The sequence below is a fragment of the Mycobacterium gordonae genome (genome assembly GCF_017086405.1).
In the GTDB taxonomy this organism is placed as follows: domain Bacteria; phylum Actinomycetota; class Actinomycetes; order Mycobacteriales; family Mycobacteriaceae; genus Mycobacterium; species Mycobacterium gordonae_D.
Genome location: NZ_CP070973.1, coordinates 2,453,008 through 2,474,384 on the forward strand (window position 1 = coordinate 2,453,008; position 21,377 = coordinate 2,474,384).

Genomic DNA, 21,377 nt, shown 5'->3' on the forward strand with positions numbered 1-21,377 from the left:
CGCCGGCCGGACCGCTGTGGACGTGCCGCCCGGCGTGTGGACAACCGCGCCGGTGGGAAAAACCACCTGCCGCCGCGGTGTAAACTCTCCTACGCAGCTCGTGAAAGCGGGCTGACTTCGCGCGCCTGCATCGCGGCCCAGTACGTCGGGACCCGCACCAGCTTGCCGAGCGGTCCCGTAGCCGGGTTCATCCCGGACGCGGGTTCGGCATCGCAGCAGACGCCAGGGCCCCGGTTTCAACCGATTCCGGGCGACAACCGACATTGAAAGCTGGGCATTGCCATGGCTGTTGTGACCATGAAACAGCTGCTTGACAGCGGCACCCACTTCGGGCACCAGACCCGTCGCTGGAATCCCAAGATGAAGCGGTTCATCTTCACCGACCGCAACGGCATCTACATCATCGACCTGCAGCAAACGCTGACCTACATCGATAAGGCGTACGAGTTCGTCAAGGAGACCGTCGCCCACGGCGGCAGCGTCATGTTCGTCGGCACCAAGAAGCAGGCGCAGGAGTCCGTCGCGGCCGAGGCGCTGCGCGTCGGCATGCCGTACGTGAACCAGCGCTGGCTGGGCGGCATGCTCACCAACTTCTCCACTGTGCACAAGCGCCTGCAGCGCCTCAAGGAGCTCGAGGCGATGGAGCAGACCGGTGGCTTCGAGGGTCGCACCAAGAAAGAAATCCTGATGCTGACCCGCGAGAAGAACAAGCTCGAGCGCAGCCTCGGTGGTATCCGCGACATGGCCAAGGTGCCGTCGGCGATCTGGGTCGTCGACACCAACAAGGAGCACATCGCCGTCGGCGAAGCCCGCAAGCTGGGCATCCCGGTCATCGCGATCCTGGACACCAACTGCGACCCCGACGAGGTCGACTACCCGATCCCGGGCAACGACGACGCGATCCGGTCGGCCGCGCTGCTCACCAAGGTGATCGCCTCCGCGGTCGCCGAGGGCCTGCAGGCCCGCGCCGGGGTGGGCCGTGGCGATGGCAAGCCCGAGGCCGAGGTGGCAGAGCCGCTTCCGGAGTGGGAGCAGGAGCTGCTGGCCGGTGCCGCCGCGACCGCCGCGACCGAAACCCCTAGCGGCACACCCGAACCAACCACAGATGCATCTTAGGAAAGGCTGAGCATTGGCGAATTTCACCGCTGCCGACGTCAAGCGACTTCGGGAGCTGACCGGTGCTGGAATGCTCGACTGCAAGAACGCGCTGGCCGACTCGGACGGCGACTTCGACAAGGCGGTCGAGGCGCTGCGCATCAAGGGTGCCAAGGACGTCGGCAAGCGTGCCGAGCGCGCGACGGCCGAGGGTCTGGTCGCCGCCAAGCAGGGCGCATTGATCGAGCTGAACTCCGAGACCGACTTCGTGGCCAAGAACGCGGAGTTCCAGACACTGGCCGACCAGGTCGTCAACGCCGCTCTGGAGGCCAAGGCCACCGACGTCGAGAGCCTCAAGGCCGCTTCCATCGGTGACAAGACGGTCGAGCAGGCAATCGCCGAGCTGTCCGCCAAGATCGGCGAGAAGCTAGAGCTGCGCCGGGTGCAGTACTTCGACGGCAACGTCGAGACCTACCTGCACAAGCGCGCTGCCGACCTGCCCCCCGCCGTCGGCGTGCTCGTCGAATTCGAGGGCGAAAACAACGACGCGGCCCACTCGGTCGCGCTGCAGATCGCCGCACTCAAGGCGCGCTACCTGTCCCGCGACGACGTCCCGGAGGACGTGGTGGCCAGCGAGCGCCGCATCGCCGAGGAGACCGCCAAGGCCGAGGGCAAGCCGGAGCAGGCGCTGCCCAAGATCGTGGAAGGCCGGCTCAACGGCTTCTTCAAGGACTCGGTGCTGCTCGAGCAGCCGTCGGTGTCCGACAGCAAAAAGTCCGTCAAGGCACTCCTCGACGAGGCCGGCGTGACGGTGACCCGCTTCGTGCGCTTCGAGGTGGGGCAGGCCTAGCACGGGTCAGCCTCGATACATGGCCCGCGTACACGCTTTCGGCGACGACGCCCTCGGCGACCTGGATGCGGTCGCCCTGGCCGAGGAGATCCGGGCCGGCCGCGTGGACCGGGCAGAGGCGGTCGAGGCTGCCATCGCCCGCGCGGAGGCCGTCAACTCGCAATTGAATGGCCTGGCGTACCGGGCGTTCGACGAGGCCAGGGCGGCAACTGGGCGTCCCGGAGCTGGTTTCTTCGAAGGCGTGCCGACGTTGATCAAGGACAACATCGACGTCGCCGGACAGCCGACGATGAGCGGCACCGACGCGTGGGAGCCGCGCCCGGCGGGCGCTGACAGCGCCGTGACCCGGGTGGTGTTCGACACCGGGCTGATATCGGTGGGCAAGACGCGGTTGTCGGAGTTCGGGTTCAGTGCGGCCGCCGAACATCCGCGGCTGGGGCCGGTGCGCAACCCGTGGAACACCGACCACACCGCCGGCGCCTCGTCGTCGGGATCGGGAGCGTTCGTCGCCGCCGGCGTAGTGCCCATCGCGCACGCCAACGACGGCGGCGGTTCCATCCGGATTCCGGCGGCGTGCAACGGGCTGGTCGGGCTCAAACCGTCGCGAGGACGGATGCCGCTGGATCCGCAGTACCGGCGGCTGCCGGTGGGCATCGTCGCCAACGGCGTGCTGACACGTTCGGTGCGTGATACCGCCGCCTTCTACCGGGAGGCCGAGCGGCTGTGGCGCAATCCCAAACTTCGCCCCATCGGTGATGTGACGGCACCCGGTCGGCAGCGGCGGAAGATCGCCGTCCTGACCAGCTCGGTGCTGCGGGAGGCCAGCCCGGAGGTCAAAGAGCTGACGCTGAAGTCGGCCGCGCTGCTGGCAGAGCTGGGACACCACGTCGAGTACATCGACACCGACTGGGTGCCCGCCAGTTTCGTCGACGATTTCATCCTGTATTGGGGTTTCCTGGCCTTCGCGCAGGTCGGCACCGGCCCGCGCTTGTTCGGCGACAGCTTCGACCGCACCAAGCTGGACAACCTGACGTTGGGCCTGGCCCGCCATACCCGGCGCAACATCCACCGGCTTCCGCTGGCCATCGCGCGGCTGCGCGGACTGCGACGGCGCAGCGCCCGTATCTTCGGCAACTACGACATCCTGCTGAGCCCTACCCTCGCCGACCCGCCGCCGTCGGTCGGCTACCTGGCGCCCACGGACTACCACCAGGTCATCGACCGACTGACCAACTGGGTCGCATTCACGCCGCTACAGAACGTGACCGGCGAACCCGCCATCTCCCTGCCACTGGCTCAATCCGCCGATGGACTGCCGGTGGGAATGATGCTGTCGGCCGACACCGGACGCGAGTCGTTGCTGCTGGAATTGGCCTACGAACTCGAAGAGGCCCAGCCGTGGGCGCGCATCCACCGCTAGCTCAGTCCGTTGCGAGCCGCTCCAGCATGCTCTTGAAATCTCGCCGCTGAGTTTCGGTCAACCTGGCCAGAATGCGGGCGTCGGCGGTGCGCACCACTGCCTCGGCCTGCTGTAGCAAATCCTGGCCCGGTTTGGTCAGGGACGCCGGCAGGGAGCGCCCGGAGGACACCGATGCCGGCCGGGCGACCGCGCCGAGGTCTTCGAGTTTGCGCAGCACCGTGTTCATGGCCTGCGGCGTGACGCTCGCATGCCGGGCCAGCTCGGCGCTGGACAATCCCGGCGACAGGGACAGAATGCGCAGGCACACGAATTCGGGCAGCGTCAGCCCGAGCGGACTCAACGCCGCGGACACCTCGGGCCGCAGCACGGCCGTCACCCGGTACAGCAGATATCCCAGCGGTGCGTCCGAACTCATATCAAGGATGTTGACACACCAGCCCGCCCGGCCAGGCAGCCAGGCGACACATTGGCTATTCGTGAAATTGGAATATGCCCTAATTCGGTCACCACAAATGCGGGACAACCGATACCAATGTTGCGCAAGTGGGCTTTCCCTGATGTGTGTCCCAACTCAAATAGGTCGCGTTTGTGCAGCTAGAAACACTATTTCAGGTAATTCCGGCAGCCGCGGTGTTTGAGGTGGTGCGGCACGGGCAATGGCTTTGAGGTGCGGTTGTGTGCCCAACGTCGGGAGCGCGCCGCTTCGAACGACACCAACGGAGAGGAATCAGCGTGAAGTTCACCACCACCACTGCTAAGACTGCAATCGCTGCCGCGGGAATAGCGGCGGTAAGCCTGTTCGGCGCGGCGGCCGCCTCGGCGACCCCGGGCGTCCCCGAGGGGCTCGGTACTCCGCAGACCCTGGTCGACGGCGCGCTGGTCACCGACTACACCGTCAGCAACCTGCAGCCCGCCAGCGTGACCATTCCCGGCTATACCCCCGCAGGTCAGTTGTGGCAGGCCGATGTCACCGCCCGGGCCAACAGCGGCGTGGTGACACCCGTCGTCTCGAACTTCAACGCCCGCGCCGGTGAGCAGAACTACCGGGTCATCAGCGCTCCGGCTACCCCCCAGGGTCTAAGCCCCGCTCCCATCACCCAGGGCGGCAACTCGACCGGCAAGCTCTACTTCGACGTGACCGGCGCCGCGCCTAACGGGGTCGTCTACAACGACGGCGTGCAGGACGTGCTGGTGTGGGACACCAACCCGGCGGGCCTCCCGGCGCCGAACTCGATTCCGGGCCAGCAGCCCAACACCATGCCCGGCCAGCAGCCGAACACCATGCCCGGCCAGCCGAACACCGGCCAGCCCAACACCATGCCCGGCCAGCCGAACACCGGCCAGTCCGGCATGATGCCTAGCGAGCCGATTCAGCAGAGCTGACCAACATCGCCCCCTCCCCGCACCACGGCCATGGTGCGGGGAGGTTTGCGCTCTGCCGACCAGAATGCCGCGGCCCTATGAGTTGTCTATGGGCGATGTGGGTATGTGCACGCTATGACCCACACCACTGATCATCGGCCCAGCGAAGTTGTCGACCAGGCGCAGCGGTTCGCCGACGATGCGCGTGCGGCGATGCAGAAGAAGCGTGAGAAGCAAGACGGCGGAGTGAGCGGCTGGGTGGCCGACCGGGCCGGTGAATGGGACCTCGACGGCCAGGACGAAGTCACCATGCACCGGCAGAAGTTCTTCTGGAACGCGCTGGTGGACTACTGGTTTCGCATGGAGGTCGACGGCTGGGAGAACGTAGGGCAGGCGCCCGTGCTGTTGATCGGAATTCACTCGGGGGCGCCTTTCGTATGGGACGCATGGACCGTCGGGCTGCAATGGTGGCGACGGTTCGGACCGGAACGCCCGTTGCACGGCACCGCGCACGACGCGCTGATGGCCATCCCGGGTATCGGTCGTTACTTTCGGGCGATGGGTGTGTTGCCCGCCGCCCCCGACGCGATCGCCACCGCGCTGGCCCACGGGCGCGACGTGGCCTTGTGGCCCGGGGGAGAGGTGGACTCGCTGCGGCCCTGGACGGAGCGTGACCGCGCTATCCTGGCCGGCCGCAAGGGATTTGTGAAAATGGCCATCCGCGCAGGAGTGCCGATCGTGCCGATCGCCACAGTCGGCGGGGCCGACGCCATGCCGGTCCTGATCCGCGGCGATCGGCTGTCGCGAATGTTGCGGCTGGACAAGTTGCTTCGGCTTAAAGTGTTCCCGCTGGCGATCTCGTTGCCCTGGGGTATTGCACCGGCCGCCCTTCCGCAGTTTCCGCTACCGGCCAAGATCAGGACGCGGTTCATGCCGCCGATCGACGTCGACCACGACCCCGAGCGTGCCGAGGATGAAGACTACCTCGACGCCAAGTATCGCGAGGTCCAGGACAGCATCCAGCGCGGCATGGACGCGCTGGCCCGCAAACGCGCCTTGCCGGTATTCGGCTAGGGATTCATTGGGCGATCGAGTCGCGGTCGAGGCCTGTCCACGCGGGGTTGAGCACCGATTCTCCGACGATCCACCGCGGCTGCGGTGGGGACACCGCCATGTACCCCACGCCCCGGACCGTGTCGACCATCGCCTCGTGCGCGGCGCCGAGTTTGGCGCGCAGTCGCCGCACGTGCACATCGACGGTGCGCACCCTGCCGTTGCTTTCGTAACCCCACACCTCATGCATCAGGCGCGTCCGGCTGAAGGCCCGACCGGCGTGCTGGACAAGGAAATTCAGCAATTTGAACTCAGTCAGGGTGAGGCCCAGGTCCGTGCCCTTCAAGGACACCGTGTAGCTGGCCGGATGCAGCGTGAGGTCCCCGAACTGCAGCATGCCGCCCAGGGCCTTGCGTCGGCGCGTGACGGCCAAGCGCAATCGCGCCTGTAACTCCGCGGCGCCGGCCGCGGCCAAGAGCACGTCGTCGAAGTTCCAGTCGACGTCGACTTCCACGAAGTCGGCTGGCGCGACCACGGCGACGACGGCCAGCGCCGGGCTGTTCGCCGTCAGATGCCGACAAGCCGTGCGGGCGGCCACCAGGTCGGCGCGGGCGTCGATGATGGCGACATCCGCGCCGTCGGTCCGGCTGACGTCACCCCCGGCCAACGGCGCAACGCTGACGGTCAAGGCGAAGGTGTCCAAGGTAGGCAACACGGACTGAAAGTCGGACTGATTGGTCAGCAGCAGAACGTCCAACCGCCATCTCCAAACCTTCAGGTGGTGCCCACGTCCCACCGACTGTCCCCCGGCCCCCGACACGTCCGCCACCTCCGTGGAGATGTTCACCCCGACGAAATGTCGAATACCCCATTCAGCGTGCGATTATTCCATTTTTGTTACCGCGGGTATCGCAAAACGGTCAGTTCTGGCAAAGTTCGATGGGCCCGGTCCGTATACACAGACCGGGCCCATCCTGGAGACAAGCTTTACTGGTTGGACTTCTGGCGCTCCTCGGCGACCTCGGCTGCACCGCGAGCAGCCTCGGCCTGAGCTTCCTTCTTCGCCGCGTCGCGCTGCGCCTCAGCCTTGTCCTGCTGCGCTTCGCCTTCGTTGACCAGGTCGCCGCGACCGGTCACAGTCCCAATGGCCTCCTTGGCCTTGCCCTTGACGTCCTCGACGATTCCCTTGACCGCTTCGGCCGGGCCCGAGTTGCTGTCTGCCATGGTGTTCCTTCCCTTGGTCGCCGCAGTAGCCGACGATGCGTCGACGGGGCTGAGTTCACCGATCGAAGAAACGACCGGCCTGCTTCATGGCGAGGCGGGTCCTTCTGCTCAAGACCTCGTTCATCACCGCGTGCTGCGGATTCCCGAACCGGCTGATGGTCAAACATGTGTGGTCGGTTTGGGCACCCCGCCCACGCCAAAGCGGACCGATGAGGCAGGATGAGGGGCGCCGTTCCGGGGTGGTGACCGGGATGGCACTCTCATGCGAGGAGACTGATGACGGAGTCCAGGGAGCCCCAAGCCGCCGGCGCGGCAGCCCCGAGGACCAGCGCCAACGGCTCGTCCTCGACCTACTCACGCGTGCTGCTCAAGCTCGGCGGCGAGATGTTCGGGGGAGGGCAGGTCGGGTTGGACCCCGACGTCGTCGCGCTGGTGGCCCGGCAGATCGCCGAGGTGGTCCGCAGCGGTGTGCAGGTTGCGGTGGTGATCGGAGGCGGCAACTTCTTCCGCGGCGCGCAGCTCCAACAGCGGGGCATGGAACGCACCAGGTCGGACTACATGGGCATGCTCGGCACCGTGATGAACAGTCTTGCGCTGCAGGACTTCCTGGAGAAGGAAGGCATCGTCACCCGGGTGCAGACCGCGATCACGATGGGTCAGGTGGCCGAGCCGTATCTTCCGTTGCGGGCGGTGCGCCACCTGGAGAAGGGCCGGGTCGTGATCTTCGGCGCCGGCATGGGCCTGCCCTACTTCTCCACCGACACCACCGCCGCGCAGCGGGCCCTGGAGATCGGCGCCGACGTGGTGCTGATGGCCAAAGCGGTCGACGGTGTTTTCGCCGAGGACCCGCGGGAGAATCCCGAGGCGGAGCTGCTCACCGCCATCAGCCATCGTGAAGTCATCGACCGCGGCCTGCGGGTGGCCGATGCCACCGCGTTCAGTCTCTGTATGGACAATGGCATGCCGATCCTGGTGTTCAACTTGCTGACCGACGGCAATATCGCGCGGGCGGTGGCAGGTGAGAAAATCGGGACGCTGGTCACCAGCTGACCGGAAAGACGTAATAATGATCCGCGCTTGCGACGATGCAGCTAGCACCGATGCGGGGGCACCACCCGCTTGCGGGGGAAGGAGCGGCGCACGTGATTGACGAGGCTATCTTCGATGCCGAGGAGAAGATGGAGAAGGCCGTGGCGGTGGCCCGCGACGACCTGTCCACCATCCGGACCGGGCGCGCGAACCCGGGGATGTTCTCCCGGATCGTCATCGACTACTACGGCGCAATGACCCCGATCACCCAGTTGGCCAGCATCAACGTCCCCGAGGCGCGGATGGTGGTGATCAAGCCCTACGAAGCCAACCAGCTCAATGCCATCGAGACCGCGATCCGCAATTCCGACCTGGGCGTGAACCCCACCAACGACGGCACGATCATCCGGGTCGCCATCCCGCAGCTGACCGAGGAGCGCCGCCGGGAGCTGGTCAAACAGGCGAAGGCCAAGGGCGAGGACGCCCGGGTATCGGTGCGCAACATTCGTCGCAAGGCGATGGAGGAGTTGCACCGCATCCGCAAGGACGGCGAGGCCGGTGAGGACGAGGTGGGGCGCGCCGAGAAGGATCTGGAAAAGGCCACCCACCAGTACGTCGCCCAGATCGACGATCTGGTCAAACACAAAGAGGGCGAGCTGCTGGAGGTCTAGCGACCAACCCGCAGCTCAGTCACTTGAAGTCCGTGGCAACCACCGATGCCGGCACCGGCAACCCGACCGACGAACCGGCCCGTGAACCGGCCCACGTCTCCACCGAGCCGGTGAAGAAGAAGTCCCGAGCCGGGCGCGATCTGCCCGCGGCCATCGCGGTAGGCGCCAGCATCGGGGCCGTCCTCATCGCGACGATGGTGTGGTTCCCGCATTTCTGGGTGGTGTATTGCGCCCTGGCCACCCTGGTGGCCAGTCACGAGGTGGTCCGGCGGCTGCGCGAGGCCGGTTACCTGATTCCGGTCATTCCGCTGCTGATCGGCGGACAGGTGACCGTCTGGTTGACCTGGCCGTATCGCGCAGTCGGCGCGCTGGCCGGCTTCGGCGGCATGGTCGTGGTCTGCATGATCTGGCGCCTGTTCATGCAGGACGAGCCGGCCGCCGTCGATCAGCAGGCGGGCCCGGACGATGCGCCGCCAGCCAGGAACTACCTGCGCGACGTGTCGGCCACCGTTTTCCTGTGCGTCTGGGTTCCATTGTTCGCGTCGTTCGCCGCGATGCTGGTCTACGACCCCAAGCACGGCCCGGGATGGGTGTTCTGCATGATGATCGCCGTCGTGTCCTCAGACACCGGGGGATACGCGGTGGGGGCATTGTTCGGCAAACATCCGATGGTGCCGATGATCAGCCCGAAAAAGTCCTGGGAAGGGTTCGGCGGATCACTGGTGTGCGGCATCACCGCAACGATCCTGACCGCAACATTCCTGGCCGGAAAATCATGGTGGGTCGGTGCCCTGCTGGGTTTGCTGTTCGTGATCACCACCACGCTGGGCGACCTGATCGAGTCCCAGGTGAAGCGTGATCTGGGGATCAAAGACATGGGCCGGCTGCTGCCGGGGCACGGCGGTCTGATGGACCGGCTCGACGGTATCCTGCCGTCTGCGGTCGCGGCGTGGACCGTCCTGACGCTGTTGCCCTGATTTCGCGGGGTCGATCACCGAACATCAAACGCGGGCCGGCTTCGCCATGAGTTCCGGTCGTTGAGGCGCCCACCAATTTGTCGTGCCGTGAGACGCACACCGTGCCGTCCCGCGCGATAACCGCACGTCGGACCCGCGCCGTGAGACAGCCTCACGACGGGGTTGCCGAGGACCGATCTCACTTGCCGAAACGCCGTTGACTTCGGCATATCCGCTGGTCAGGATCGCGGCGACGGAATTGCCGTTTCACCGGGTTACTCGGAGGTCGCGATGTCTTTTGTGCATGTGGCGCCACAGATCGTGGGCGCGGCCGCGTCAGACCTGGCCCGCATCGGGGCCTCGGTCAGCGCGGCGAATGCGGCAGCGGCGAGTTCCACCTCCTCGGTGCTGGCCGCGGGCGCCGACGAGGTGTCGACGGCGATCGCATCGTTTTTCGGCACGCACGCACTGGAGTATCAGGCGCTCAACGCACAGGTAGCAGATTTCCAGGAGCGGTTTGTGCAGACACTGAACTCGGGTGTGGGGGCATATGCCGCTGCCGAGTCGTTCAGTGCGCTGGACCTCGTTAACGCACCTGCCCAGGCTTTGCTGAGCCGTCCCCTGATCGGCAACGGCGTCGACGGTGCCGCGGGCACTGGCCAGTCCGGCGGCCCCGGTGGTCTGCTGTGGGGCAACGGTGGGGCCGGCGGGTCGGGTGCGGTCGGCACGTCCGGTGGCGCCGGCGGGGCGGCCGGGTTGTTCGGCAACGGTGGCGCGGGTGGCGCCGGCGGGGTCGGCGGAGCTTCCGGGTCGGGCGGAGCCGGCGGGATCGGTGGTCAGGGTGGACTGTTGTACGGCAACGGTGGACGCGGTGGCGTCGGTGGCCAGGGCGCGCTCAGCAGTGGGGCCGGCGGCGCCGGCGGGCAGGCCCAGTTCTTCGGGGCAGGCGGGGCCGGCGGGGCCGGTGGTTCTGGCGCTGTGGGCACCTCGGGCGGGTTCGGTCAGTCCGGCGGCTCGGGCGGCACCGCCGGTGACGGTGGTGCGGGTGGCCGCGGTGGATTGTTGATCGGAGCCGGCGGCGCCGGCGGTGTCGGCGGAGCCGGCGGTGACGGCGGTGCCGGCGGGGCCGGGGCGGACGGTGCTGCTCCGGGGGCTGCCGGAGGTCGCGGGGGCAGTGGCGGCCACGGTGGGGCCGGCGGGGTCGGGGGAGCCGGGGGTGAGGGTGGTCTGCTCGGATTCCTGGGCGATCAGGGTGCGGGTGGCGACGGCGGGGCCGGCGGGTCCGGCGGGGCTGCCGGAAATGGCGGCGACGGCGCGACGGGAACGGTTGGGGGCACCGGCATCGGCGGTGCTGGTGGCGTCGGGGGTGACCCGGGCCTCGGCGGTGCCGGTGGTGCCGGCGGCGTCGGCTCGACGCCGGGCGCGCATGGCGCCGCCGGACTCAACCCGACCAGCGGGGGTGACGGCGGCAACGGTGGCCGGGGTGCGGACTCGGTGCTGGCCGGGTTCTCCGGCGGCAAGGGCGGGGCCGGCGGTGACGGCGGCCGCTACGGCAACGGAGGTGCAGGCGGGCAGGGCGGTAGCGGTGTCGCCGGCACCGCCGGCCGGGACGGTGGCACGGCGGGTGCCTCCGGCGGTGCCGGAACTGGTGGCGGCGCCGCCGGCGACGGTGGGACCGGGGGAAGGGGCGGGGCAATGGCCGGTGCTGGTGGTGATGGTGGCGCCGGCGGTACTGGTGGAACCGGCGGCGCCGGAGGTAGCGGCGCCGATGGTGCCGGGTCGAGGTTGTTGGGTGGCAGCGGTCAGGACGGCGGTGACGGGGGTGCCGGCGGTCGCGGCGGGGCTGGCGGCGCCGGCGGGTTGGGCGGTACAGCGCGGGCGGCCGGGTACGCCGACGGCGCCCGCGGTGTGGGTGGCGCCGGCGGGCAAGGTGGGCACGGGGGGGTCGCCGGCAACGGCGGTGACGGTCTGCTCGGCACATTCGGCGGTTTCGGGGACGGCTCGGGCGGCAACGGCGGTAACGGCGGCGACTCGGGCGCCGGCGGCGCCGGCGGAGCCGGCGGCATCGGATCGACGAAAGGTCTGGACGGCGCGGCAGGAGCCACGCCGCTGGGCGGCAACGGTGGAAACGGTGGCCGCGGCATCGACTCCCCGTTGGGCTTCATGCCCGGCGGTAACGGCGGTAACGGCGGTAACGGCGGGCTCCACGGCAACGGCGGTGCAGGCGCTAACGGCGGCAGCGGCTTCACCGGCGCCGCTGGTGCGGACGCAACCAGGCCGGGCACAGCCGGGGGCCGCGGTGGTGTGGGCAGCAACGGTGGTAACGGCGGCAGCGGCGGGATGGGTGGAGCCCTCGCCGGTGCCGGTGGTAACGGTGGTGCCGGTGGTAACGGCGGCGCTGGCGGGGCCGGCGGCACCGGCATTGACGGCGCTAACGGAGTCGTCGGCGGCGACATCAACGGGGGACCCGGCACCGACGGTGGTGCTGGCGGCGTCGGAGGGCTCGGGGGTCGTGGCGGTTTGGCTGGTCAGGCACCCGCGCCCGGATACTCCAGTGGCGCCGAGGGCGTGGGCGGGGCCGGCGGCAACGGCGGCGCCGGAGGGCTCGCCGGGGATGGCGGCCACGGCGCCGACGCCGCAGACGGCACGGGACTCGCCGGCGGCAATGGCGGGCGCGGCGGCGACAACGGAGCCGGCGGAGCCGGCGGGCGGGGCGGTAGCGGCTCGATTCGTGGTGTGGACGGCGTCGCCGGGGCCACGTCGACTGCCGGTGGTAACGGCGGCGACGGTGGCGACGGCGCCAGCGGTGCAGCCGGTCAGCAGGGTGGCCACGGTGGGGCCGGTGGTGATGGCGGACGGTACGGCAACGGCGGGGAAGGCGGCGACGGTGGGGTGGGCGGGCGAGGTGCGGACGGTGGGTCGGGCGTCGGTCTGAGCGGCCGGCCCGGCGATGACGGCGGCGCCGGTGGTGATGGTGGTGCTGGCGGCCGGGGCGGTACGTTGGCGGGCCGCGGTGGTGACGGTGGTGACGGTGGCACCGGTGGTGGCGGTGGTGCCGGCGGCAAGGGCAGAGATGGTGCGGTGGTCGGCGGGGGAAACCTGTCGGGCTCTGACGGTGGTAACGGCGGGGGTGGCGGTGCCGGTGGAAACGGCGGCAATGCCGGATCGGGTGGTCGTTCTCAGGCCGCCGGCTACGCCGACGGCGCCCAGGGCGTAGGAGGAGCCGCGGGCGCCGGTGGCGCCGGTGGGGTCGCCGGCAATGGCGGCGACGGCGCAGACGCCGCCGCGGGCTCCGGACTCCGCGGCGGGAACGGCGGCCGCGGCGGCGACAACGGTGCCGGCGGACTTGGAGGCCGCGGCGGTAGCGGTTCCAGCCCAGGATCCGACGGTGCCAACGGCTTCAGCCCCACCACCGGTGGTCACGGCGGCAACGGCGGCCAAGGGGGCAGCGGAGGGATCGGGGGCATCGGCATACCCGGCGTCGGTGGAGCAGGTGGGAATGGCGGCGCCGGCGGTCTCTATGGCAACGGCGGCAACGGCGGTGACGGGGGTGCAGGGATGAATGGCAGCAAAGGTGCGAACGCCGGCGCCGTCGGTGCCGCAGGCGCGGACGGCCAGAGCGGTTTTGCCGGCGGTGCCGGGGGCGCCGGCGGAACGGGTGGGGCCCTCGGTGGCAACGGAGGCGACGGTGGGGCCGGTGGTCAGGGCGGCAAGGGCGGAAACGGTGGCGCGGGGGCCGACGGTCGTGCCGGCCGAAATGGCACCTCCTCGCCCGGCGGCACCGACGGCGGGAACGGGCAGGCCGGCGGTGCCGGCGGTAGCGGCGGCAACGGCGGTCGGGGCGGGGTCGGAGGCGTCGCAGGTAAGGCCCAGGCGGGCGGGTCATTCCATGATGGCCGCGACGGCGACGGCGGGGCCGGCGGCGCCGGCGGACGCGGCGCGGACGCTGGTGATGGTGGGGACGGCGGTAACGGTGCCGGCACCAGCGGTGGTGTTCCCTTGGCTGGAAACGGCGGACGCGGCGGGCAGGGAGGCAATGGCGGTGTTGGCGGGACCGGTGGGGAAGGTGGCAAAGGCTTCACCGATGGTCAGACCGGTACGACGGGAATCAGGGGTATTGCCGGCGATGGCGGGGACGGTGGCGATGGAGGCAACGTCACGCAGGTGCTCGGCGGTCCGGGTAACGGCGAACCGGGCAGCGGGGGCGCCGGCGGCAAGGGCGGCATCGGTTCCATCGGCGGCGATGGCGGCGACGGCGGCAGCGGTGGCCAGTCGGGGTTGACTGCGTCTTCTAGGGGCAATGGAGGGGCCGGCGGCGATGGCGGCACCGGCACCGACGGCGGCGGCGGCAGCGGCGGCAGCGGCGGTGACGGCAGCCCGGGCGCTATCGGAAACTTCGCCCCGGCCGGGGCAGGCGGTAGCGGCGGTAGCGGCGGTAACGGCGGCATCGGCAACAACGGTCCCGGTGGGAACGGTGGGGATGGCGGTAACGGGGGCATCGGCGGCAACGGTGTCGGCAACGGCGCCCCCGGCGGAAACGGCGGGCGGGGCGGAGCCGGCGGCAAGGGAGGTCTCGGCAACAACAGCATCGGGGGTGACGGTGGCAACGGCGGTGATGGCGGTGACGCGGGCAACGGCGGCAACGGCGTGGGCCCTGGTGGCAGCGCACTTCCCGGCGGTACCGGCGGGCGTGGTGGGCCGGGAGGTGCCGGCGGCGATGGTTTCTCGGGCACGCTCGTGGGTGATCCCGGCTCCTCCGGCGCTTCCGGCAAACGTCCCAACGGCCAGTTTGGTGGGAGTGGTGGCGACGGGGGCGTCGGCGGCACCGGTGGGGGCTGATCGGCCGCCGCTGCCGGGGTGGGGGATGTCAGACTGAACAGGTCATGGTCCAGGAGCTGGTGTTCGAGGCGCCGCGTCGGGGGAAGCCGCCGCGGCACCTGGCCGACCTCGATGCGGCCGGTCGCGCGGACGCCGTTGCGGAACTGGGACTGCCGGCATTTCGGGCCAAGCAGCTCGCGCATCAGTACTACGGACGGCTGATCGCCGATCCGCATCAGATGACCGACCTGCCCGCGGCGGTGCGCGACGCTGTCGCGGCCAGCATGTTCCCGATGTTGCTCAGCGCGGCGCGCGAAGTGACCTGCGATGCCGGCCAGACGCGAAAGACGTTGTGGCGGGCGGGAGATGGCGCCACTATCGAGTCGGTGCTGATGCGCTATCCGCAGCGCAACACCGTGTGCATCTCCTCGCAGGCCGGCTGCGGCATGGCGTGCCCGTTCTGTGCCACCGGACAGGGCGGGCTGACCCGCAACCTGTCGACCGCCGAGATTCTCGAGCAGGTGCGGGCGGCCGCGGTCGCGCTGCGCGACGACTTCGGCGACCGGTTGTCGAACGTGGTGTTCATGGGCATGGGCGAGCCGCTGGCCAACTACTCGCGGGTGGTGGCCGCGGTGCGCCGCATCACCGAGGCGCCGCCGTCCGGCTTCGGTATCTCGGCCCGTTCGGTGACGGTCTCGACGGTGGGTCTGGCCCCGGCCATCCGCAGGCTGGCCGATGAGCGGCTGGGAGTGACGCTGGCATTGTCGCTGCACACCCCCGACGACGAGCTGCGCAACACGCTGGTGCCGGTCAACAACCGGTGGCCGGTCAGCGAGGTGCTGGAGGCGGCCCGCTACTACGCCGACGTCACCGGTCGGCGGGTGTCGATCGAGTATGCGCTGATCCGCGAGGTCAACGACCAGCCGTGGCGGGCGGACCTACTGGGCAAGCTGTTACATCGCGCGCTGGGGGCGTTGGCGCATGTGAACCTGATTCCGCTCAATCCCACACCGGGCAGCGATTGGGACGCCAGCCCCAAGCCGGTCGAGCGGGAATTTGTCAGACGTGTTCGCGCGCAGGGTGTTTCATGCACGGTGCGGGATACCCGCGGCCGCGAGATCGCCGCCGCGTGCGGACAGCTGGCCGCCGGGGGCGGGTAGCTGGAGCGCACGCCGTTGAGCCGCCGCGTGCGGACAGCTGGCCGCCGGGGGCGGGTAGGCGAGCCGCAGCCCGGATCATCCGCCCCGTCGATCTACCGGACCGGGTGTTGAACCTTTCCCTGCCGTCAATACGTCGTCACAACAAAGCCGGCGAACAGAGGGGTGCCATGAAATCGCTTTTCCCGCTGAAAATGTTCACCGCCGCAGCCGCGGTGGCCCTGATACTCGGCCTGGCCGCCGCTCCGCGCGCAACCGCCGCCGACGACCGCCTCAATTTCACCGGCACCACGCTCGGCGGCGCCCCGTTCAACGGAGCCAGCCTGCAGGGCAAGCCCGCGGTGTTGTGGTTCTGGACGCCGTTCTGCCCGTTCTGCAATGCCGAAGCTCCCGGCCTGAGCCAGGTCGCGGCCGCGAACCCGGGCGTCACCTTCGTCGGCATCGCCGCGCATTCGGACGTCGGGCAGATGCAGGGGTTCGTCTCCAAGTACGGCCTGAACTTCACCAACCTCAACGACGCCGACGGCGCGATCTGGGCACGCTACAACGTGCCGTGGCAGCCGGCGTGGGTGTTCTACCGTGCCGACGGATCCTCCACGTTCGTCAACAACACCACCTCGGCCCTATCGCAGCAGGACCTGCAGGGCCGGGTCGCCGCGCTGACGTCCTGAAGGGTGAACCACGCCCTGATCGGCTTGGCCTTCGCCGCCGGACTGGTGGCCGCGCTGAATCCGTGTGGCTTCGCCATGCTGCCTGCCTACCTGCTGCTGGTGGTGCGAGGACGGCAATCGGTGAGCCCGGTCGCTGCCGTCGGCCGGGCGCTTGCCGCGACCCTGGGCATGGCGCTCGGCTTCCTGACCGTCTTCGGCGTGTTCGGCGCCCTGACCATCTCGGCGGCATCCACCGTGCAGCGCTACCTGCCCTACGTGACGGTGGCGATCGGTGTCGTGCTGCTCGCGTTGGGTATCTGGCTGCTCTCGGGCCGGGAGCTGACGCTGCCGGCGCCGTTCGGCCCACGCTGGGCTCCGACCGCGCGGCTGGGTTCTCTCTACGCGTACGGCGTGAGTTACGCGGTCGCGTCGCTGTCGTGCACCGTCGGGCCGTTCCTGGCGGTCACCGGGGCCGGACTGCGCGGCGGCTCGGTGCTCGACGGCGTGGCGGTCTACGGCGCCTACGTGGCCGGGTTGACGCTGGTCGTCGGGGCCTTGGCGATCGCCGCGGCAACGACGCGCTCGACGCTGGTCGCCAGGACGCGGGCGGTCCTGCCGTTCGTCTCCCGCATCAGCGGTGCGCTGCTGCTCCTGGTGGGCGCCTACGTCAGTTATTACGGCTGGTACGAGGTGCGATTGCTCGGCGCGAATGCCAGCCCCGAAGACGCCGTCATCGCCGCAGCCGGCCGCTTGCAGGGGCCGCTGGCCGGCTGGGTGCACGAGCATGGCGGCTGGCCATGGGCCCTGGTGCTGGTAATCGCATTGGCAAGCGCGCTCGTTGGCGCCTGGTGGCGCCGACGGCGCGGCGCCGATAACACCAGAACGTGGTAATCGGCGACGCCGTTTCGATCGGCCTAGGTGTTCAGCTGGTGGTGACGTTTTTCCAGGCGACGTCGCCGTCGGATGACCGCGGCGCGGCGCCGCGATTCTCGGCGCTACTCAGGGCCGCCACAGCGGCGCAAATCGATTGGCCGACGCCGGCCAGAGCAGCACGGGGTTCATCCAGGCCGGCCACAGCAACGCCGGGTTCGCCTTGTGCGGCGGCCAGTTGTGGTCGTAGGCGTAGGCCCACACCTCCCACGGGTTGTCGTAATAGGCGGCAGTCTCGACCAGGCTGTACAGGTTCTCGTTGGGATGAAATAACCAGTAGCCCGTTCCGACGACGGCGCCACCGACCATCCAACCGACGTAGGTGGTCTGGAAGATGGGGCCGAAGACCCTGCTTTGCCAGACGTGCACCTGTTCGTGATTCACCAGGTTGTCGATGGCCGTCGGACCAGTTCCCACATGCGTCGTGACGTTGCCCAGGGTGGTAGCGAAACCCGGTAAACCAACACCGCCGTGATAGACGTGAAACCCCAGGAGCCGGCTCAGTGGGGCGTCATAGACCGCGCCCGGCGTGAGGTGATTAGCGAGGTGCAGGCCGTAACCCAGCGTGGTGCCCGGGAGCCCCCACGTGTAGTCCAACAGCAGTGCGGTCCACCCGCGCCAGTCGCGGAAGTCGTAGATCTCGATTTGCTCGCGGATGAATCGACCGGCGTCATTGATCGCGTCAGCGGCCGCCCCGACCACTTCGGTGGTAGCGATCTCAGCCGCAGCGCGACCAGCGCCGGCACTCTCAGTGGCGAGCAGCGGATGTGTCGAGAAGGCCCTCGCGGGCACGTCGACCAGACTCAACAGTGCGTTCTGTGCGTCCTGCAAGACCGATGCGCTCGCGGCCTCCGTGGCCGCATACGAATGGGCACCTTCCCGCAGCGTCCGCACCAACCGCTCACCGACCGCGCCTGCCTGCGCGCTGACTGTCTGGTACTCCCGACCGTAGTCGGCAAAAACGGCCGCCACCATGGTGGATATCTCGTCGACGGCCGCCGCGGCCGGCCCGGTCGTCGCCGCGGAAACCGCCCTATTGGCTGCCGTCACGGCAGCCCCGACGTCCTCCCACTGCGCTGCCGTCGTCGTCAACGCCTCGGGACTTTTCAACAACAGCGACAAGAAAACTTCCTCCGCAGACTCGGTCCAGGCACGGATGCAAGCGTATGCGGTGTCGCCACGCCAGGGGGTCTTACTGACCTGGGCATGACTCCAATGGCCGTTCCCGACCGGTACGCGCCCGACGGACCCGCGGGTCCCGGCAAACTCCGGCCCTGACCTGCAACCGGTCGCGCAGATGAGTGCGGTTACCTGAGCCAGCCGCGGCGGCGACCCCAGATGTCGCGCACCAACACGAAGAGCGTGAGCGCCGCGAAACCGATCAGGAACCAGTCCTCGACGTGGCCGACGTGGTTACCGCGCAGCATCGCCAGCAGAAAGATGACGACGAACAACCCCGTGGCGTGCCACGTGCGGTAGTTGATTCTGCTCCAACCCCAGCGCGCGGACGGCACCTCGGCCTCGTCGACGCCGGCGAACGGCTCCACCTCAGTACTGGCCACGGCGATCCCTCCGGTTGTCACTCGGACTGACACTGCCTGAACATTCTGGCACAGGCCGTCCATCCGCGGTCAGGTCTCCACCCGAAGGGATCGCCGCGACGCAGCGGTGTCGATTAGGCGGGGGGCATCAGGACCGTGTCGATCATGTAGACCTGCGCGTTGGCCGTCGAGACCCCGCCGCAGACCACGCCGGCGTTGTTGACCCGGATGTTGTTGCCCATCCCGGTGACCGTCACGTTGGCGCCCTGCAGTGTCTTGTGCGTACCGATCACCCGGTTCGGGCTGGCCTGCCCACTGACCACGTGATAGGTCAGGATGCTGGTCAACAGGTTCGAGTCGGTCTTGAGCTGCTCGACGGTGGCCGGCGGCAGCTTGCCGAACGCGGCGTCGGTCGGGGCGAACACCGTGTACTGACCACTGTTGAGGGTGTCAACCAGGTTGACCTGCGGGTTGAGCTGGCCGGAGAGCGCCGACGTCAGCATGGTCAGCATCGGGTTGGCGGCCGCGGCCTCGGTGACCGGAACCTGCGACATGCCCTGCACCGACGCCGGGCCGGCGGGGTTGGCCGCCGCGTAATCCGCACAACCCGGACCGACCAGGTCGCTGGCGGCCGCGGTCGGTGCCAGCGCCACGCCGCAGGACATCAGCGCGGCCGCGAAGCCGGCTGCCGCCATTGAGGTTTTAGAGATTTTCGTCTTCATGATGTGTTCGCTCCTCGTAGTTGAGTGCCGAGAGACCCCTGACATCAAGGAATTCGGAGCCCCCGGGGTGCTGGACGGGTGTCACCCGTAAGTGAAAGAGAAAACCTGCAATCCCTTGCTGGGCGCCACCTCGAGGGTTCCCGACGACTGACGGGGATCGGCGACGATCTGGTGAGAGGTCGGCGGCCCGTCGATCGCCACGGTGGTGGGCTTGCCGTTGCGCGTCACGGTGAGAGTGCCGGTACCCCGACGACGACGTAGATGTCCTTGGCGTGATAGTTGAGCCTGATGGCCGAGTCGTCGCCTGTTGCCGTGGCGCCCTGGTAGTCGAGTGCCCACGGCCCGCTCAGGGCGAAGCTGTCGGCGGCGAGGGTGGACGGATAGCGGAACGTCTGGGCACCCTCGTCATATTCTCCGCCGCCGCCGTAGTTGACGGCTTTGCCGACGGCCAGGTAGGTCTCGGCCGTGGTGATCGCTTTCGGCGTGAGGTCGGGAGCGCCCACCGGCGCGGGCAGGGTGACTCCCGGTTTGGCGTCGCTGAGCAACTGCCTGATCAGCTGCTCGGTGTCGTCGTAGCCGCCCTCGCCGAACTTGAGATGCCGCACGGTGCCGTTGGCGTCGATCAGGTATTCGGCCGGCCAGTAGCGGTTGCGGTAATTGGTCCAAGTCGAGTAGTTGTTGTCCAGCGCCACGGGATACTTGATATTCAGATCCGCCGCGCCCTTGGCGACGTTTGCCGGGACCTTCTCGAACGCGTACTCCGGGGTGTGGACACCGATGACTTCCAGACCGGCGTCCTTATAGGCCTGATACCATCCGACGACGTGCGGGATGGCCCGCTGGCAGTTGATGCAGGAGTAGGCCCAGAAGTCGATCAGAACTACCTTGCCGCGCAACGATTGCAGCGTGATCGGCCGGTTTCCGGGGGTGTTCAGCCAGCCGGTGATGCCTCGCAGATCCGGTGCGGTTCCACAGTTTTCGAGCTTGGTGCCGCCTTGCGTGCAGTTCGACAGGGCCGCATTCTGGTCGGTGACGATGCCCCCGAGCTTTTCCTGCACCTGCTTGGAGCCACCGACCTTCTCCTGCAGAGACGCGGTGTAGTCGGGAATGGCGCGCTGCAGCACGGCGGGCAGGTCGAACACCAGCGCCACCGCCAGCAGGATGGTCACGATTCCGGCGGCGATTCGAATCTCGCGCTGGCGACGCCGAAATGCGCTCACCCGCTGCGCTATTCGCTGGCCGGCCAACGCGAAGAACAGCAACGGCAATGCGGCGCCGACGGCGAATGCAGCGGTGAGCACCACGGTGCCCACGCCGATCTGCGCGGTCGCGCCGGCCACCACGATCGCGGCCAGGACCGGGCCCGCGCACGGCACGTACAGCACGCCCAACGCCAATCCGAGACCGAAACCGTTGCCGCCCATGGCGATCTGCTTCTGGGGGATGCGCGAGAAGGGTCGCTCGAGCAGCTGCTCGAAACGCGGGAAGATCAGGCCGACCCCGATGGCCACCAACGCCACCAGCGCGACCCAGCGGATGGCGTCCTGCGGCAGATCCAGCGCCGAAAGCAAGGCCGAGCCGAGCAGCGTCACCACGCTGAAACTCAGCACCAGCCCGCCGATTACCCGGTAGGGGCGCAACGCCTCCGACCGGGTCACTTTGGGCTTGACCGCCACCGCACCCCCGCCCGCCTCACGCGGGGCGCTGTTTGCGCCGGAGAAGAAGATCACCGGCAGCACCGGCAGGATGCAGGGCGATATTCCGGTGATCAAACCGCCGAGAAAGCCGATCAGAGCCAAGGTCCACATGTCAGTGATTCGTCACGGCCGCGCCCCCGGATTGGTTCGGCGTCAGAAACGCCAGGAAAACGCCACGAAAAAGGCAGCCCACCTGGGGTGG

General features: G+C 68.8%; 18 protein-coding genes and 1 pseudogene. 12 read left to right on the forward strand and 7 right to left on the reverse strand.

Annotated elements, in window-relative coordinates; translation table 11 throughout:
* Positions 1-282: 282 nt before the first annotated feature.
* Genes rpsB through JX552_RS10580 form a run of 3 tightly spaced genes read left to right on the forward strand, consistent with a single transcriptional unit; the run spans position 283 to position 3,365 of the window.
* Positions 283-1,116, forward strand: a complete 834-nt coding sequence (rpsB, locus tag JX552_RS10570; protein ID WP_205877303.1) for a 30S ribosomal protein S2 — start codon at positions 283-285, stop codon at positions 1,114-1,116.
* A 13-nt stretch (positions 1,117-1,129) separates the two neighbouring features.
* Positions 1,130-1,945, forward strand: a complete 816-nt coding sequence (gene tsf / locus JX552_RS10575) for a translation elongation factor Ts (RefSeq protein WP_205877305.1) — start codon at positions 1,130-1,132, stop codon at positions 1,943-1,945.
* Between the two features lie 19 nt (positions 1,946-1,964).
* Positions 1,965-3,365: an amidase gene (locus JX552_RS10580; RefSeq protein ID WP_205877307.1), complete on the forward strand. Its 1,401-nt coding sequence runs from the start codon at positions 1,965-1,967 to the stop codon at positions 3,363-3,365.
* A 1-nt stretch (position 3,366) separates the two neighbouring features.
* Here JX552_RS10580 and JX552_RS10585 read toward each other — a convergent pair whose 3' ends face one another.
* Positions 3,367-3,780: a MarR family winged helix-turn-helix transcriptional regulator gene (locus tag JX552_RS10585; RefSeq protein ID WP_205877309.1), complete on the reverse strand. Its 414-nt coding sequence runs from the start codon at positions 3,778-3,780 to the stop codon at positions 3,367-3,369.
* Positions 3,781-4,097: 317 nt separating this feature from the next.
* Between JX552_RS10585 and JX552_RS10590 the strand changes: the two genes are divergently transcribed.
* Positions 4,098-4,748, forward strand: coding sequence for an MPT63 family protein (locus JX552_RS10590; protein WP_205877311.1), 651 nt, complete (start codon positions 4,098-4,100; stop codon positions 4,746-4,748).
* 114 nt (positions 4,749-4,862) lie between these two features.
* Positions 4,863-5,801, forward strand: a complete 939-nt coding sequence (locus tag JX552_RS10595) for a lysophospholipid acyltransferase family protein (RefSeq protein ID WP_205877313.1) — start codon at positions 4,863-4,865, stop codon at positions 5,799-5,801.
* 4 nt (positions 5,802-5,805) lie between these two features.
* Here the strand turns inward: JX552_RS10595 and JX552_RS10600 are convergent, their stop codons facing one another.
* Positions 5,806-6,537, reverse strand: a complete 732-nt coding sequence (locus JX552_RS10600; protein WP_205878360.1) for a winged helix-turn-helix domain-containing protein — start codon at positions 6,535-6,537, stop codon at positions 5,806-5,808.
* A 230-nt stretch (positions 6,538-6,767) separates the two neighbouring features.
* Positions 6,768-7,004, reverse strand: coding sequence for a microaggregate-binding protein 1 (gene mbp1 / locus JX552_RS10605; RefSeq protein ID WP_205877314.1), 237 nt, complete (start codon positions 7,002-7,004; stop codon positions 6,768-6,770).
* A 276-nt stretch (positions 7,005-7,280) separates the two neighbouring features.
* Between mbp1 and pyrH the strand changes: the two genes are divergently transcribed.
* From pyrH to JX552_RS10640, 7 genes are all read left to right on the forward strand, one after another.
* Positions 7,281-8,054, forward strand: a complete 774-nt coding sequence (pyrH, locus tag JX552_RS10610; RefSeq protein WP_205877316.1) for a UMP kinase — start codon at positions 7,281-7,283, stop codon at positions 8,052-8,054.
* A gap of 92 nt (positions 8,055-8,146) precedes the next feature.
* Positions 8,147-8,704, forward strand: coding sequence for a ribosome recycling factor (gene frr / locus JX552_RS10615; RefSeq protein ID WP_205877318.1), 558 nt, complete (start codon positions 8,147-8,149; stop codon positions 8,702-8,704).
* A 32-nt stretch (positions 8,705-8,736) separates the two neighbouring features.
* Positions 8,737-9,681, forward strand: coding sequence for a phosphatidate cytidylyltransferase (locus JX552_RS10620; protein ID WP_205877320.1), 945 nt, complete (start codon positions 8,737-8,739; stop codon positions 9,679-9,681).
* A gap of 270 nt (positions 9,682-9,951) precedes the next feature.
* The gene (locus JX552_RS10625; protein WP_205877322.1) at positions 9,952-14,499 is read left to right on the forward strand and encodes a PE family protein; all 4,548 of its coding nucleotides are present in this window, start codon (positions 9,952-9,954) and stop codon (positions 14,497-14,499) included.
* Between the two features lie 44 nt (positions 14,500-14,543).
* The gene (gene rlmN, locus JX552_RS10630) at positions 14,544-15,638 is read left to right on the forward strand and encodes a dual-specificity RNA methyltransferase RlmN (protein ID WP_205877324.1); all 1,095 of its coding nucleotides are present in this window, start codon (positions 14,544-14,546) and stop codon (positions 15,636-15,638) included.
* A gap of 167 nt (positions 15,639-15,805) precedes the next feature.
* Positions 15,806-16,306, forward strand: coding sequence for a disulfide bond-forming protein DsbE (dsbE, locus tag JX552_RS10635; protein WP_241010999.1), 501 nt, complete (start codon positions 15,806-15,808; stop codon positions 16,304-16,306).
* A 3-nt stretch (positions 16,307-16,309) separates the two neighbouring features.
* Positions 16,310-17,176: a cytochrome c biogenesis CcdA family protein gene (locus JX552_RS10640; RefSeq protein ID WP_205877326.1), complete on the forward strand. Its 867-nt coding sequence runs from the start codon at positions 16,310-16,312 to the stop codon at positions 17,174-17,176.
* 108 nt (positions 17,177-17,284) lie between these two features.
* On the opposite strand, the gene JX552_RS10645 is transcribed toward JX552_RS10640, so the two are convergent.
* The 4 genes and pseudogenes from JX552_RS10645 to JX552_RS10660 form a co-directional block, all read right to left on the reverse strand.
* Positions 17,285-18,337, reverse strand: coding sequence for a PE family protein (locus tag JX552_RS10645; RefSeq protein ID WP_205877328.1), 1,053 nt, complete (start codon positions 18,335-18,337; stop codon positions 17,285-17,287).
* A 185-nt stretch (positions 18,338-18,522) separates the two neighbouring features.
* Positions 18,523-18,777 (reverse strand): DUF2631 domain-containing protein, encoded by a 255-nt coding sequence (locus JX552_RS10650; RefSeq protein WP_205878362.1) that lies wholly within the window; start codon positions 18,775-18,777, stop codon positions 18,523-18,525.
* A 113-nt stretch (positions 18,778-18,890) separates the two neighbouring features.
* Positions 18,891-19,478, reverse strand: a complete 588-nt coding sequence (locus tag JX552_RS10655) for a fasciclin domain-containing protein (RefSeq protein ID WP_205877330.1) — start codon at positions 19,476-19,478, stop codon at positions 18,891-18,893.
* An 81-nt stretch (positions 19,479-19,559) separates the two neighbouring features.
* Positions 19,560-21,286, reverse strand: a pseudogene (locus JX552_RS10660) (cytochrome c biogenesis protein DipZ).
* Positions 21,287-21,377 lie beyond the last annotated feature (91 nt).